Source organism: Paraburkholderia sp. 22099, assembly GCF_052045835.1.
Taxonomy (GTDB): Bacteria; Pseudomonadota; Gammaproteobacteria; order Burkholderiales; family Burkholderiaceae; genus Paraburkholderia; species Paraburkholderia terricola.
The window spans coordinates 107569-122614 of sequence record NZ_JBQEPU010000016.1 but is presented as its reverse complement, the minus strand read 5'-3'; the positions used below and the strand labels follow the sequence as shown (position 1 = coordinate 122614).

Genomic DNA, 15046 nt, shown 5'->3' with positions numbered 1-15046 from the left:
GGACTTATATTGGTAGCAATCCAATCTCCGCGCCGCCGCACCCGGCTGCGTTGCTACCATGAACCGCCTGCCTTCGCTTTTTCTTTCCCACGGCGCGCCCACGCTGCCGATCGACCCCTCGCTGCCGTCCGCCGAATTCGGCGTGCTCGGCGCGCAACTGCCGCGTCCCGAAGCCGTGCTGATGCTGTCGGCTCACTGGGGCACGGCGCGGCCGGTGGCAAGCACGTCCACGGCGCCGGAAACCATCCACGACTTCTACGGTTTTCCGCGTCAGCTGTATGAGATCCGGTATCCGGCGCCGGGCGCGCCCGATGTCGCGCGCCGTGCCGCCCTGCTGCTCGGTGAAAACGACATCGCCGCCGATACCGAACCACACGGCCTCGATCACGGCGCATGGGTGCCGATGCTGCTGATGTTCCCAGACGCCGACGTGCCGGTCGCGCAATTGTCGATCCAGCCGCACATGAACGCGGCGCATCACTTCCGCATCGGCCGTGCGCTGCGCGCGCTGAGAGACGAAGGCGTGATGGTGATCGGCTCCGGCCAGATCACGCACAACCTGCGCGCCGCCGACTTTTCGGCGCGCCCCGAAGACGCCGACCCGCGCGTCGCCGAATTCACCGGCTGGTTCGAGGACAAGCTTGCGGCACACGACCTCGACGCGCTGCTCGACTACCGTCGCCAGGCGCCGCACGCGGCGCTGATGCATCCGACCGACGAGCATCTGCTGCCCGTATTCGCCGCATTGGGCGCGGCCGACGACGATTATTCGCTGGCGATTCAATCGCTCGGCACCTATCAGCGTGCGCTCGCCATGACGAATTACGTGTTTGGCAGCGCGTGAAGTCAAAAGTGACGCCAATAAAAAAACCCGCCAGAGTCAACCTCAAGGCGGGTTTTTTCCATACGAATGCCAACACCAATCGAATCGCGGCCTGTTAATGCACCGCCATCTCTTCGAGCACCTCGTCGTGAATGTCACGCTCGTCCAGGTACTCCGAGCGATACCCGCTGCGCACGCCCCAGTAGTAAAACACCAGTGAGAACGCGATTACCACGAGCATGTCCCAGCCGTACGGCAAGACGCCCAGACCGCCGAACTCCTTACTGCCGATCAGCGACAGCACGGCCATGATCGGCAGGTAGGCCACGAGCCACCACGCCGCCTTCAGATCACGTCCCCAACCGCCGAAACCGGACTTCGCCTGGAAGTAGAAGTACACCGGCAGCGCCACGACCATCAGCAGAATGATTTCGCCCGTCAGCGGCCACCGGGCCCAGTACAGGATCAACGACGCGCACACGAAGGCGAACGGCGCAATGATCTGCATGCCCGCAATGTGCAGCGGACGCTCCAGGTCGGTCGCCGCGCGGCGCAGCGCCATCAGGCTGATCGGGCCGGTCAGGTACGAAATCACGGTCGCGACCGAAATCACCGCCGCGAGCGAACTCCAGCCGCGGAAGAAGAACAGGAAAATGAACGACACCAGCAGGTTGAACCACATCGCCTGACGCGGCACGCCGTAGAACGGGTGCACATTGCCGAACATCTTCGGCATGGTGTTGTTGCGCTCCATCGCATAGATCATGCGGGTCGTGGTCGCCATGTAGGTCGTGCCGGTGCCGCTCGGGCTGACGAACGCGTCGACGTAGAGCAGGATGGCGAGCCAGTTCAGGTTCAGCGCGATCGCCAGTTCGGCGAACGGCGAAGCAAAGTTGAAATGGCCCCAACCCTTCATCACGTCGCTCGGGCTCACCGCGCCGATATACGCAACCTGCAGCAGCACGTAGATGACCAGCGCGAGCAGGATCGAGCCGATCACCGCGAACGGCACGCTCTTGCTCGGATTGCGCGCCTCGCCGGCCAGATTGATCGGGCTCTGGAAACCGTTGAACGCGAACACGATGCCGCTCGTCGCCACCGCGGTCAGCACCGCCGACCAGCCGTACGGCGCGAACGTGCTCGCTTCGCCGAAGTTTTCCTTGTGGAAGCCCGCCATCATCAAGCCGACAATCGTCGCGCCCGGAATCAGGAACTTGAAGATCGTGATGGCCGAATTGGCGCGAGCGAAGAGCTTCACGCCCCAGTAATTCAACAGGAAGTAAATCACCACCAACGCGGCGGACAGCAGGAGCCCATCGGTGGTTAATTCCCCGTTCACGAACAACGCCTGCGCCCATGCATAGGGCCAGGTGCTCATGTACTGAATGGACGCCTCGGCCTCGATCGGAATCACCGAGACGATGGCGATCCAGTTTGCCCACGCGCTAATGAAACCCACGAGCGCGCCATGCGAATAGCGCGCGTAGCGCACCATGCCGCCCGATTCCGGAAACATCGCGCCGAGTTCGGCGTAGGTCAACGCGATTGCGAGAATCACGACCGCCCCGATGACCCATGCGCAAATGGCGGCAGGACCGGCGATCTTGGCGGCTTTCCACGCGCCGAATAGCCAGCCCGAGCCGATGATCGAACCCAGGCCGGTCAGCAGCAACGCAAACGGCCCGATGTTCCGTTGTATAGAACTTTTCACATCCTCTCCTGTATCAGAACCATGTGTCGGCACCGCGAGACATCGCTTGTGACGCTGCGGACGGTGACGTGCATGCATGCGCAACCGGCGCAACCGGTGCGGGGCGCGTAGTTTAACGGTTGCCCCCGCCGCCTGCAGCCAAACCAAGGGTTGTCCCTGACAAAAAAGATCAGACAAACGGAAAGCTTTGTAAGGACGTCCCACCTTGCCATACCGAAATTTTGTAAAGATGCGGCGAGAGTGTTGACCTTCTCTCAAAATCGCCGTATAACGTCCGGGCAGGATTTCAAGCGGCGAGTGAATTGGTCTTTCGTAGTTCGCCCATCAACGGTACTCCGGTTGGTCCCATTACCCCCTTCCTTGATTTTCATGCACCCATTGGGCTTCGGCCTTATTTACCATCTTTAGGAACAAGTAATATGGAAACCGGTACCGTCAAGTGGTTCAATGACGCAAAGGGCTTTGGCTTCATCACGCCGGACGGCGGCGGCGAAGATCTGTTCGCGCATTTCTCGGAAATCCGCACGGAAGGCTTCAAGACGCTGCAAGAAAACCAAAAGGTCACGTTTGAAGTGAAGACGGGCCCGAAGGGCAAGCAAGCTGCCAACATCAAGCCGGTGTAAGCAGAGCGCTCCCTTCAGGACGCAAAAAACCCCGCCTCGGCGGGGTTTTTTTATATTCGTCGTAATGCTATGCGCTGATTATCTTCGCAGTATGCGACTGGTGATTCGGGTTTATCCGAACAGACGCCGCGCGTGAATACCGAGGCCCGTCGCGACACTGGCGAGACGGTCGCCGAATACCGCTTTGGCGTCTGGAAATGCAGCCGCCAATGCACCCGATAGAAACGCCAAACCGGTCGAGCCGCCCGTGAAGTAAATCGCGCTGACGTCGCGCGTGGCGATGCCGGCCGCCTGCACCGTGTCGCGTGCGGCCTGCACGATGCGGCGCGTCTCGTCCTGGCCGGCCTTGATCAACTGCGCTTCGTCGAAGGCGAGGCGCAGGTCGTCTTCCACTTCGTCGAGATCGATCACGGTTTCGCCGCCCGCCGCCACGCCGATCTTCGCCTCTTCGGCGTGCGCCGCGAGCGCATGCCCCAGGCGGCGCTCCACGACACGCATCAGGCGGTCGTGATGCTTGACCTCGGTGAACAGATGCCGCATCAGCGCGAGTTCGCCGACTCGCTTCGGCGCGTAGACGGTGTTGATCAGATGCCAGGTCGCCAGATCGAAATAGACCCGGTTCGGGATTTCGCGGCCTTCCGGGTCGAGCGCCTGATAGCCGAGTTCGCGCAGGATCGTCGCCAATTCGACGCGGCGGTCAAAATCGGTGCCCGCGACGTGCACGCCGTGATGGGCCAGCACGTCGTCCTTGCGCTCGACGCGCTTCATCCGCTCCGGCCCGACGCGCACCAGCGAAAAGTCCGAGGTGCCGCCGCCGATGTCCGCCACCAGCACGAGTCCTTCCGCCGTCAGATGCGATTCGTAGTCGAACGCGGCGGCGATCGGCTCATACTGAAAGTGAATTTCCCGCAGACCGACCGAGCGCGCCGCCGCTTCGAGTTGCTGCTGCGCCATCTGATCGGCGCGCGGATCGTCGTCGACGAAAAACACCGGGCGGCCCAGCACCGCGCGATTGATCGGCCCGCCGGCGCTTTTTTCCGCCGACCGCTTGAGGTGATCGAGAAAAATCGCGATAACCTCGGTGTACTTGATCGCCGAACCGTCGCCCAACTCGGTCGAATTCTCGGCGAGCGGCGAGCCCAGAATGCTCTTCATGGAGCGCATCAGGCGGCCGTCGAAACCGTCGATATACGCTGCCAGCGCAGCCCGCCCGAATTCGCGGGTGTCTTCGTCGGTGTTGAAAAACACCGAGGTGGGCAGCGTCGTATAGGCGCCCTCGACCGGCGCGAGCTTCAGCGCCGCGCCGTCGGGGACAGCCACGGCCGAGTTGGAAGTACCGAAGTCGATCGCGCAATAGTTCATGGCAGGAATCGCCGCTCACGGCTGGCGCGGACAGAAGGGGGGAGCGGCTTTGTATCACGAAATCCCAACGGGCATCAACTGACGCTTCCGGCGCATCCGCAACAAAACCCACAGGCCTGTCGGGCGGAACGCAAATTGCTCACGCCAACAGGTTACGCCGCCAATTTATGACATTGAGGAGACTTTGAGCAATGAGCGCGCCGCCAACCGCCGCCGTCCGCGAAAAAAACACCGCCGTCGTCGAAACGGACCTGCCTTCGCGGCTGGACCGCTTGCCGTGGGGCCGCTTTCACTCGCTGATCGTCGTGGCGTTGGGCGTGACGTGGCTGCTCGACGGTCTCGAAGTGACGCTGGCGGGCGCGGTGGCGAGCGCGTTGAAGGCGAGCCCCACGTTGCAATTCACGAACGCAGACGTGGGCCTCGCCGGTAGTGCTTACATCGCCGGCGCCGTGCTCGGGGCACTCGGCTTCGGCTGGATGACCGACCGGCTCGGCCGTCGCAAGCTGTTCTTCATCACGCTCGCGCTCTATCTGGCCGCCACGGCAGCAACCGCGTTTTCGTGGAATCTGGCCAGTTTCCTGCTGTTTCGCTTTCTGACCGGCGCGGGTATCGGCGGGGAATATACGGCGATCAATTCGACAATCCAGGAATTCACGCCGGCCCGCGTGCGCGGCTGGACCGATCTCGGCATCAACGGCACCTTCTGGGTTGGCGCGGGGCTGGGTGCGGCGGGCTCGCTGGTGCTGCTCGATCCGAATCTGCTGCCGCCTGATTGGGGCTGGCGCGCGTGCTTTTTCATCGGCGCGGTGCTGGCGCTGGTGATCTTGCCGATGCGTGTCTGGGTGCCGGAAAGCCCGCGCTGGCTCCTGACCCGCGGCGGCGAGCCCGACGCGCGCTCGATCGTCGAAGCGCTCGAAACGCGCTTTCGCCGCGAGGGTCACACGCTCGTGGACCATGAACTCATTGCGCTGCGGCTGCGCGCGCGCGGACATACGCCGCTGCGCGAGGTGTTCCACACGCTTTTCAACGTGCATCGGCGCCGCGCGCTGGTCGGGCTGTCGCTGATGACCGCGCAGGCGTTCTTCTACAACGCGATCTTCTTCACCTACGCGCTCGTGCTCACCGATTTTTACCAGGTGCCGCCCGCGCATATCGGCTGGTATCTGCTGCCCTTCGCGCTCGGCAATTTCCTCGGACCGCTGGTCCTCGGCCGGCTTTTCGACGTGATCGGACGGCGCAAGATGATCGCGGCGACCTACGGCATATCCGCGGTTCTGCTGACGCTGAGCGGCTACCTGTTCGAGCAGCACATGCTCACCGTCGTCACGCAGACGATCGCATGGATGGTGATTTTCTTCTTCGCATCGGCGGCCGCGAGTTCGGCGTATCTGACGGTCAGCGAATCGTTTCCACTGGAGATCCGCGCGCTGGCGATCGCGGTGTTTTACGCGTTCGGCACGGCGCTGGGCGGCATCGCGGGCCCGGCGTTCTTCGGCAGGCTGATCGACACGCATCAGCGCAGCGAGGTGTTTTCGGGCTATCTGGTCGGCTCGGCGCTGATGCTCGCGGCCGCGGTGATCGCGGCGATCTGGGGCGTGGATGCCGAGCGCAGGTCGCTCGAGCACGTCGCGAGGCCGCTGTCGAGCGTGCTGGACGACGAGGAATAAAAAACGCGCGGCCGGCGCCGCGCGTTTTTCCATCACCGCCTGGGCGGCGAACCGCTCAGAATGCCTTCTTCCAGCCGCCGCCGTAAGCGATGTCCGCCAGCGGAAGACGCTGACGCGCCGATTTCTCCCGCTCACGCAGCACCGGGTCCAGCTTGTCGACCTCGCCGTAATGGCCAAGCGCGATCATCGCGATCACTTCAACGTCCTTCGGGAGCTGGAATGCCGCGCGGAACGCATTCGGATCGAAGCCGCTCATCTGATGCGCGGCGAGGCCGAGCGCGTGCGCCTGCAACACCAGCGCCATCGCCGCCGCGCCCGCATCGTAGGGTGCGCAGCGATTCACTTCGCCCTTGCTCGTGAGCGTGTGCGTGGTCACCGCGATCAGCACCGGCACCTGCGCATTCCAGCCCTGATTGAACGGCACCAGCGTGGCGAAGGCCTGCTTGAACGAGACTTCGTCGACGCTGCGGTCGAATACGACGAAACGCCACGGCTGCGCGTTATACGAAGACGGCGCCCAGCGAGCCGCCTCGAGCACGGAACGCAGGTTGTCGCGGCTCACCGGCTCGCTCGAATAAGCGCGCGGGCTCCAGCGGCCTGCAATCAACTCGTGGATGGCGACTTCGGTAGGGGCGGGTTTGTTGGTCATGCGCTTCTCTCGGTCGAAATTCATGGTCGACGGGCGGCTGCCCGGGGTCACATAGCATAACCGGGCTTCGCCGCGCGCGCTTCATCCTATGCGGGGTGGTTTTTGCGTCGGCTGGAATGCGAACGGCCCCAGTGGGGCCGTTTGTCGGGCTTCGCTTCGCCGTGCCCCGCGCGCGGGCGCGGGCGCGGGCGCGGCCTTAGATCGCCTGCGGTTCCGGCACCTTGGCGGGCCGGTTGATGCGCAACACGATCACGGCGGCGACGAGACACAGGCCGCCCGAAATCATCGACGCCACCGTGTACGTACCGAGGCTCGCGCGCAGCATGCCGGCGCCGAGCGCCGCGAACGCCGCGCCCAACTGGTGGCCGGCGACCACCCAGCCGAACACCACCGGCGCCGCTTCCTTGCCGTAGACGTCGGTGGCGAGACGCACGGTGGGCGGCACGGTGGCGATCCAGTCGAGGCCGTAGAACACCGCGAACAGCGGCAGGCCGAAGAAGTCGATGCCGAACGCGTGCGGCAGATACATCAGCGACAAGCCGCGCAGCCCGTAGTACCAGAACAGCAGCACGCGACTGTTGAAGCGGTCGGAAAGCCAGCCGGAAAGCGTCGTGCCGAACAGATCGAAGATGCCCATCGCGGCGAGCAGCGACGCGCCCTGCACTTCGGTCATGCCGTAGTCGCCGCACATCGCGATCAGGTGGGTGCCGACGTAACCGTTGGTACTCGCGCCGCAGATGAAGAAACTGAAGAACAGCAGCCAGAAGTCACGCGTCTTGCTCGCCATGGCGAGCGTGCCGAAAGCGATTGCCAATGGATTCTGCTTCGTAGCGGGCGCTGCGGCGGGCGCGTCGTGCGGTTCGCCGTACGGACGCAGCTTCATGTCGGCCGGGCGCTCCGGCAACAGGAACGCGACCAGCGGCAACACGATCGCCGCCGCCAGCGCGACCACCCACACCACCGGGCGCCAGCCGTGGTGCTGGGCGATGGCCGCGAGCATCGGCAGGAACACCAGTTGGCCGGTGGCCGAACTGGCCGTGAGAATGCCCATGACGAGGCCGCGGCGCGTGGTGAACCAGCGCGTCACCACCGTCGCGGACAAGGACAGCGCCGCGACGCCCGTCGAGCCGCCGACCATCACGCCCCAGATCAGGACCATCTGCCACGGATGCGTCATCAGCGACGACAGCGCTACGCCCGCGGCCATCGTGCCGAGCGCGGCCAGCAGCGTGGGACGCACGCCGAAGCGCTGCATCGCCGCCGCTGCGAACGGCCCCATCAGGCCGTAGAGCGCGATATTCACGGAGATCGCGAGAGAAATCGTCGCCCGGCTCCAGCCGAACTGATGCTCGAGCGGCACCATCATCACGCTCGGCGTGGCGCGCGTGCCCGCCGCCGCCAGCAATACCAGGAACACCACGGCGACAGTCAACCAGCCATAGTGGAAACGTCCGCCAATCAGTCTCGCTGCCCAGTTCATCGGTTCTCCAGTCGACACCGCTCACAAGAACGGCGCCGTTCGCATTCGCCGTTCGCACTATGACGGCTTCGGTAAAGGGTTTGTGACAGCTCAGTCACAACGGTGTTGCGATGTTAGTTACTGGTCGGTAACATGTCAAGGCGTCGATTTAATTTTCAGGTGCTTACCATGTCCCACAGCGAAACCCACAAGCCGGCCGGTCCCCGGCGCGCGCGCAGCGCGCAAACGGCCGGGCCACAGGCGCAGCAGCATCTGCTGCGCGCCGCGGACGAGTTGTTCTACCGCGAGGGCGTGCGGATGGTCGGCGTCGATGCGGTGGTGGAACGCGCGGGCGTGAACAAGATGAGCCTGTACCGCCAGTTTTCGTCGAAAGACGAACTGGTGATGGCTTATCTGGAGCGCAAGGACGAGCAGTTCTTCGGCTATGTGGAACGGAGCTTCGCGAAGCATCCGGGCGAGCCGGCAAAGCAGCTTCAGCAGTATTTCGACGACCTGGCGGTGCGAGCGTCGATCGAGGGCTACCGCGGCTGTCCGTTCGTGAACGTGTCGGTGGAGTTTCCCGACGCGGCGCATCCGGCGCGGCAATTCGTGTTTCGCAACAAGGAACGGTTGCTGGCGCGACTCACCGAACTGGCGACTGGCGCAGGCGCCGACGATCCGGTGGCGCTCGCCAACGCGCTCGGCTTGCTGATCGAAGGCGTGTACGCGGCCAGTCAGACCTATGGCCCCGGATGCGGACCGATTCTCGCCGCGCCGAAAGTCGCCGCGCAGTTGATCGCCGCGGCATGCGGCGGGGCGGCGGCTAGAGGTTGAGCTGGAGCCGGCTGTGCGGTTTCACCGTCGCGAGGCGCGGATCGGCCACGGTCCGCGCCGTTAAAATGGCGCTTTCCCCTTTCGCTGCGTGCCATGTCGTTGCCTGCCGAATCCCATGATGCCGTCGTTGCCGCCACCCGCCACTGGCTGACCCACGCCGTGATCGGACTGAATTTATGCCCCTTCGCCAAAGCAGTGCACGTGAAGGGGCAGATTCGCTATGCCGTCAGCGACGCCGTGAATATGGAAGCGGTGTTGACCGACCTCGAAGCCGAGTTGCAGACGCTGCTTGCGTCCGATCCTGACGCCGTCGATACCACGCTATTGATTCTGCCGCGCGCGCTCGGCGATTTTCTCGAGTACAACGATTGCCTGTTTTTCGCCGAGCGGATGCTCAAGCAGCTTCGGCTCGAAGGCTCGATTCAGATCGCCAGCTTTCATCCTCATTACCAGTTCGAAGGCAGCGAACCCGACGACATCGAGAATTACACCAATCGGGCGCCTTATCCGATTTTGCATTTGCTGCGCGAGGACAGCATCGAGCGCGCTGTCGAGGCTTTCCCCGACGCTGAGGCTATTTATGAGCGAAATCAGGCAACCCTTCGACGGATCGGCCTCGCCGGGTGGAACGAACTGATGAAGCGGTGATTCATGGCGGCGGCCATGCAACGGCAGCGGCAACGGTAGCGGCGTCGGGCAGCCACTGTTAAAAGTCGCCTGCGGAAAGCGAAATCAGCCGGACACGAAAAAACGCTCCTTCAACTCCCCGATTCCAAGCGTCTCCATCACCTCATTAAGCCGCTCGGCCGGCCGCCGCCTTGGCAAATCCTTATATTGGGCAATGATGAGTTCATTCTTCATGGAATGCTCCCACCCGACCAGTTCGGTCACGCTCACCTGATAGCCGTGCGCCTCCAACTGCAAGCAGCGCAGCACATTCGTGATCTGGCTGCCGAATTCCCGCGTATGCAGCGGATGCCGCCAGATTTCAGTCAACGCGTTCGCGAGCGACTTGCCCTTGTTCTGCCGTAACACGCCCGCCACCTCAGCCTGGCAGCACGGAACGACCACGATGTACTTCGCGTGCTTTTCCAGCGCGAAGCGGATGGCGTCGTCGGTCGCGGTATTACAGGCATGCAGCGCCGTCACGATGTCGATCTCGGCCGGCAAGCGCTCGGACGTGATCGAGTCGGCCACCGACAGGTTCAGGAAGGACATCCCCGTAAAGCCGAGCCGAGCGGCCAGTTCTTCCGACTTCGCGACCAGTTCCTCGCGCGTTTCGATGCCGTAAATGTGCGAAGCCCCACCAGCGGCGCCCTGAAATTCCTTGAAGAAAAGGTCGTACAGGATAAAACCTAGATATGACTTGCCCGCGCCGTGGTCGACGAGCGTCAAGGCGCCCTGCTTGTCCTTGAGGTCCTTGAGCAGCGGCTCGATGAACTGAAAAAGGTGATAGACCTGCTTCAGCTTGCGGCGGCTGTCCTGGTTCATCTTGCCGTCGCGCGTGAGGATGTGAAGCTCTTTCAGTAGCTCGACGGACTGGTTCGGACGGATTTCGTGGGTTTTGCTGGACATCGTGGAAACCGCCGCCGATTGCAACGCGAACGTGCGACAGGTGACGGAAAAAGGGAAAAGTTGCTGGCAGTTTACCCAAAGCGCGGCCCGCTCACCGAAGGAGCCGGGCGAATCATGCGAAAAAGGTCGACGATCTGGAATGTTTTCTGCTCGAACAGCGCGCAAAACAGCTTGCGGGCCGGCTCCCCGGCAAGGTAAGCCGTGCCGCCGATGACAACGGATTGCCAGCGCCGTGCTTCAATCGGCGAACCGGCTGCAGGTGGGGAGGGCGGTCCCGGAACAGGGACCTAATGTTACGTAACCAGAAGCGCGCCGCGATCCCGAGCGGACGCGCTCGGATATAACAGAGGCGGCAATGGATACGATACCCAACGGAAACGTCGAACAGAAGTTTCAGGAAATGCTGGCGAAACTCACTGCCACGCCGGTCTGGTCCGAGAAGCAGCAACTCGAACTGGAGATGGCGCGCGACATTTCCACGGAAATTCTGCGTCTGGCGGAAATCATGCGCGACGGCAGCGTCGATATGGAAACCTGCCTGACGATGCTGAAATACGCAAAAGTACTCGATTTCGTGATGACCACGCTCGCATCGAGGCGCGACATCAAACCGCAAACGTTGCGGGTCATTTTCAAGCTCGCCGGGCTCAAGGTGGACGAGGCTTACCCCAGCTAAAACCGACGTCACGCCGCGACCCGCGCGGGCGGCACGCGGCCGCTCGCACCGGTCAGCCGGCATCCCTTCTGGCGGAAGGGCGACACATCACGCGCGCGGCGCTTCGACCGGCGGCGTGCCTTCATGGAACAGGGTCTTGAGCTGCGAACGCAGTTCCGGCGAATCCTCGTGTTTGTGAACCGAAACCGCGTGCTGCACGGCTGCGTCGAGTAATTCGTCCTCGCTGTCGGCGGACATGGCAACGGTGCAGTTCATCTCGCTCGGGAATTCGCGACAGTCGATATATTTGCGGCTCATGGCAGTCTCCTGGTATCAACCTTCAGAACATCCGGACAGGGAACAGACGCGCGAACTCCGTCGCCCGCCGTCACGCGGCCGTTAGGGCAGCGCGGGCAGCGTGAAATCGTGGGCTGGTTCGAGGCGGAAAACGCGACACTGCGTCCGGTGGAAGGTATGTGAAAAGTATAGGTCGCGCGGGTCGGTCCCGAAGCGGCAAACGCAAACCGGGCCGATACGCAAACGCCCGAACCCAGCTTTTTTCGGCCTGCCGGCTCAGCCGCGCGTTTGCCCTGCGCTGCCCACGGTGTGAAAATAGCGCCCTTCGCGCCGCGCGATCGTCCGATCCCGCTGACGCACCGCCTCTTCCGCTCATCCGCAGGACCGCATGTCATCCTCCTTCGATTCCGCCCGCGTCGCCGTGATCGGCGGCGGCCCCGCCGGCTTGATGGCTGCCGAGGCGCTTGCCCGACATGGCGTGCTGGTCGACGTGTATGACGCGATGCCGTCGGTCGGCCGCAAATTCCTGATGGCGGGCAAAGGCGGCATGAACATCACGCATTCCGAACCGCTCGGACCGTTTCTGGACCGCTACGGCGCGCGCCGCGAGCGGATCGAGCCGTTGCTGGACGCCTTCGGTCCCGACGCTTTGCGCGCCTGGCTGCACGAGCTGGGCGTCGAAACCTTCGTCGGCAGTTCGGGCCGCGTTTTCCCGACCGATATGAAAGCGGCGCCGATGCTGCGGGCGTGGCTGCATCGATTGAGAGAAGCGGGCGTGCGGTTTCATATGCGCCACAAGTGGATTGGCTGGGTTGAGAGCGACGCCGGCGACGCCACGCATGCGCTGCGGTTTGCCACGCCCGGCGGCCCGCAAGTCGTGACTTGCGATGCCGTGGTGTTCGCGCTCGGCGGCGCAAGCTGGCCACGCCTCGGATCGGACGCCGCCTGGGTGCCGCTCATGGCAGCGCGCGATGTGCCGCTGACGCCCCTGCAACCCGCCAACTGCGGCTTCGACGCCGACTGGAACCCTTATCTGCGCGAGCGTTTCGCGGGCCAGCCGGTCAAGCCGGTGGCCATTTCACTCGCTGGCGTAGACAACAAAGTCCACAATCGACAAGGTGAAATACTTCTGACCGAAACGGGCCTGGAAGGGAGCCTGATTTACGCGTTATCGGCGGCTATTCGGGACCGGATTCTCGCCGACGGCGACGTGACAATCAGTCTGGATCTGGCGCCAGGCTTGACTCTCGAGCGTGTCGTCGCGGAAGTCACGCGGCCGCGCGGCTCACGTTCGATGTCGAGCCATCTGCATGGCCGGATCGGGATTAGCGGGGTAAAACTGGCCTTGTTGCACGAGATTCTGTCGAAGGAAGCCTTCGCCGACGCGAACGTTCTCGCGCATGCCATCAAGTCGCTGCCGGTGCGGCTCACGCGGGCCCGGCCGATCGCGGAAGCGATCAGCACCGCCGGCGGCATTCCCTTTGAGGCGCTCGACGAGCATCTGATGATCGAGCGTCTGCCCGGCATGTTCTGCGCGGGCGAAATGCTCGATTGGGAAGCACCAACGGGCGGCTATCTTCTCACCGCCTGCTTCGCCAGCGGTTTGGCGGCGGGACGCGGCGCGTTGGCCTATCTTGAGGCGCGGGGCGCGCGCCCCTCCGCCGCATCGCCTACCGCGCCTTAAGACGCCACAGCGACGTCACTTCAGCCACGCGCGCCGCATGCAACGCATCGGTTTCGTCGGTCGACTTGGGATGCCGCGGACGAATATCCTCGCGGCCCGCCACAGTCAGCCCGGCCTTTTCGATCGCCGCAAGCAGCCACTCGCGCGTGCGCAAACCGAGATGCTCCGCGAAATCCGACATGATGAGCCAGCCTTCGCCGCCCGGCGATAGATGCTCCGCGAGACCGTTGAGAAAACCCAGCAGCATGCGGCTTTCCGAATCGTAGATCGCATGTTCGATCGGGGACGCGGGCCTTGCCGGCACCCACGGCGGATTGCAGACGACGAGCGGCGCACGGCCTTCCGGAAACAAGTCCGCTTGCACCACTTCGACTTGCTGGTCGTAGCCGAGGCGCGCGAGGTTCTCTCGGGCGCAAGCGAGCGCTCGCGGGTCCTGGTCTGTCGCAACGATTTTCTTCACGCCGCGCCTCGCGAGCAGCGCGGCCAACACGCCGGTGCCGGTGCCGATATCGAACGCCTTGTTCAGCGAGGGCAGTGGCGTTCGCGCGACGAGATCCACATATTCACCCCGCACCGGCGAAAACACGCCGTGGTGCGGATGAATGCGCTCGCCCAGCGCGGGAATCTCGACACCCTTCTTGCGCCACTCGTGCGCGCCGATCAGACCAAGCAGTTCGCGCAGCGATACGACGGACGCTTCACCGGTGGCCGGACCATACGTTTCGATGCAAGCCTGTTGCACGTCGGGCGCGCGGCGCAACGGAATGCCGTAAGCGGCGTCGAGCGGAATCAGGATCATGCCGAGCGTGCGGGCGCGTTGCGACTGCGCCTGGCGATGCAGGTTGAAGGCGTCGAGCGGCGTCTCGCCCTGCTTGCGCGGTTTGCGTTCCAGTCGACGCGTGACCGCCTGCAGCAATTGGCGAGCGTTCTGGAAATCGCCGTTCCATAACAGCGCCGTGCCTTCGCAGGCGAGACGATAGGCGGAGTCGGCGGTCGTGCGGTCATCCGCGACGATGACGCGTTTCGGCGGCGGCACTGCCGCTTCGGAGCGCCAACGCGCGGTGCGGGGACCGTCGGCTTCGGGCCAGGTGATGGTTGCTGGGCTGGTCATGGTGAGGTGGGATCTGTGTTGCGGAAGTGACGCAATGAAATATCGCGTCGTCGGGGGGCGTTGCCCGCCGGAGTACTTGATAAGCGATGCCGACTGACGCCCCGAATAGTACCCCTGTCGTTCGGGTTCGCGGTGGGCTATTCGTCGGCGAGCGCGGCCAAGGCTGGCCGTGGCACTGCATTTTCGCTACTGCGCGCGGCACATGTAGACTGAATCGTCCACAATCGACAAGGTGAAAGAGATATGGTGAATTTCGGCCGTTTGAGGTCTCACGAACGCTTTGCGTCCGAGGTGCTCTTCGGCCCTCAAGGGGCCAAGAATCGGCGATGCTTTCACGGCCAAGTTCTGAAACACGGACGCTTGCTTTACAAGGCGAGCATGAATAAGCGACCGGGTAACATGGAATGTTCAAGTCCGCAGAGTTACAAGCGGCCCGACGGACCGGGTTAACCATGCTTAAAATCGATTATGCCGCACGCATGAACCTGCGCTTGCAGACCGCCCGGCTAATAGACAGACCCGTATCGCCTATGTATAGTCATCGCCGACCGCCAAGGCGCACGGTCACAAATCATGATAGAACCTGAGAGAGCAAT

14 protein-coding genes are annotated in these 15046 nt (G+C 63.3%); 7 read left to right on the top strand and 7 right to left on the bottom strand.

Annotated features, from left to right (window positions below):
• Positions 1-58 precede the first annotated feature (58 nt).
• Positions 59-844, top strand: coding sequence for a DODA-type extradiol aromatic ring-opening family dioxygenase (locus ACTJLC_RS17125; protein WP_440844664.1), 786 nt, complete (start codon positions 59-61; stop codon positions 842-844).
• Between the two features lie 94 nt (positions 845-938).
• Here ACTJLC_RS17125 and ACTJLC_RS17120 read toward each other — a convergent pair whose 3' ends face one another.
• A complete protein-coding gene (locus ACTJLC_RS17120; RefSeq protein ID WP_114163197.1) occupies positions 939-2534 on the bottom strand; it encodes an APC family permease in 1596 nt (531 codons plus the stop codon).
• Between the two features lie 419 nt (positions 2535-2953).
• Here ACTJLC_RS17120 and ACTJLC_RS17115 point away from each other — a divergent pair, with 419 nt between their 5' ends.
• Positions 2954-3157 (top strand): cold-shock protein, encoded by a 204-nt coding sequence (locus ACTJLC_RS17115; protein ID WP_007180251.1) that lies wholly within the window; start codon positions 2954-2956, stop codon positions 3155-3157.
• Positions 3158-3268: 111 nt separating this feature from the next.
• Here ACTJLC_RS17115 and ACTJLC_RS17110 read toward each other — a convergent pair whose 3' ends face one another.
• On the bottom strand, positions 3269-4519 hold the full coding sequence (locus ACTJLC_RS17110; protein ID WP_154874861.1) for an Hsp70 family protein: 1251 nt from the start codon (positions 4517-4519) through the stop codon (positions 3269-3271).
• Between the two features lie 191 nt (positions 4520-4710).
• Here ACTJLC_RS17110 and ACTJLC_RS17105 point away from each other — a divergent pair, with 191 nt between their 5' ends.
• Entirely contained in the window at positions 4711-6186 is a 1476-nt protein-coding gene (locus tag ACTJLC_RS17105; protein ID WP_073430984.1) for an MFS transporter, read from the top strand.
• A gap of 55 nt (positions 6187-6241) precedes the next feature.
• Here ACTJLC_RS17105 and ACTJLC_RS17100 read toward each other — a convergent pair whose 3' ends face one another.
• Together ACTJLC_RS17100 and ACTJLC_RS17095 are read right to left on the bottom strand one after the other, a co-directional pair.
• A complete protein-coding gene (locus tag ACTJLC_RS17100; protein WP_176035825.1) occupies positions 6242-6835 on the bottom strand; it encodes a nitroreductase family protein in 594 nt (197 codons plus the stop codon).
• A 196-nt stretch (positions 6836-7031) separates the two neighbouring features.
• Complete coding sequence (locus ACTJLC_RS17095) at positions 7032-8315, bottom strand: MFS transporter (RefSeq protein WP_073430982.1); 1284 nt, start codon at positions 8313-8315, stop codon at positions 7032-7034.
• A 168-nt stretch (positions 8316-8483) separates the two neighbouring features.
• On the opposite strand from ACTJLC_RS17095, the gene ACTJLC_RS17090 reads away from it, so the two are divergent.
• Together ACTJLC_RS17090 and ACTJLC_RS17085 are read left to right on the top strand one after the other, a co-directional pair.
• A complete protein-coding gene (locus ACTJLC_RS17090; protein ID WP_440844660.1) occupies positions 8484-9128 on the top strand; it encodes a TetR/AcrR family transcriptional regulator in 645 nt (214 codons plus the stop codon).
• Positions 9129-9221: 93 nt separating this feature from the next.
• The gene (locus ACTJLC_RS17085; RefSeq protein WP_310133349.1) at positions 9222-9776 is read left to right on the top strand and encodes a DUF1415 domain-containing protein; all 555 of its coding nucleotides are present in this window, start codon (positions 9222-9224) and stop codon (positions 9774-9776) included.
• A gap of 84 nt (positions 9777-9860) precedes the next feature.
• On the opposite strand, the gene ACTJLC_RS17080 is transcribed toward ACTJLC_RS17085, so the two are convergent.
• Positions 9861-10703, bottom strand: a complete 843-nt coding sequence (locus ACTJLC_RS17080; protein ID WP_440844714.1) for a class I SAM-dependent methyltransferase — start codon at positions 10701-10703, stop codon at positions 9861-9863.
• Between the two features lie 355 nt (positions 10704-11058).
• On the opposite strand from ACTJLC_RS17080, the gene ACTJLC_RS17075 reads away from it, so the two are divergent.
• The gene (locus tag ACTJLC_RS17075; RefSeq protein ID WP_440844658.1) at positions 11059-11379 is read left to right on the top strand and encodes a DNA-binding protein; all 321 of its coding nucleotides are present in this window, start codon (positions 11059-11061) and stop codon (positions 11377-11379) included.
• An 87-nt stretch (positions 11380-11466) separates the two neighbouring features.
• Here the strand turns inward: ACTJLC_RS17075 and ACTJLC_RS17070 are convergent, their stop codons facing one another.
• Positions 11467-11676 (bottom strand): DUF1059 domain-containing protein, encoded by a 210-nt coding sequence (locus ACTJLC_RS17070; RefSeq protein ID WP_073430978.1) that lies wholly within the window; start codon positions 11674-11676, stop codon positions 11467-11469.
• Positions 11677-12043: 367 nt separating this feature from the next.
• Between ACTJLC_RS17070 and ACTJLC_RS17065 the strand changes: the two genes are divergently transcribed.
• Positions 12044-13339 carry a TIGR03862 family flavoprotein gene (locus ACTJLC_RS17065; RefSeq protein WP_440844656.1) on the top strand — a complete coding sequence of 432 codons (1296 nt, stop codon included), beginning with the start codon at positions 12044-12046 and terminating at the stop codon, positions 13337-13339.
• Here the strand turns inward: ACTJLC_RS17065 and ACTJLC_RS17060 are convergent.
• Entirely contained in the window at positions 13326-14450 is a 1125-nt protein-coding gene (locus ACTJLC_RS17060; RefSeq protein ID WP_440844654.1) for a methyltransferase, read from the bottom strand. The two genes, ACTJLC_RS17065 and ACTJLC_RS17060, sit on opposite strands and share 14 nt — an antisense overlap.
• Positions 14451-15046 lie beyond the last annotated feature (596 nt).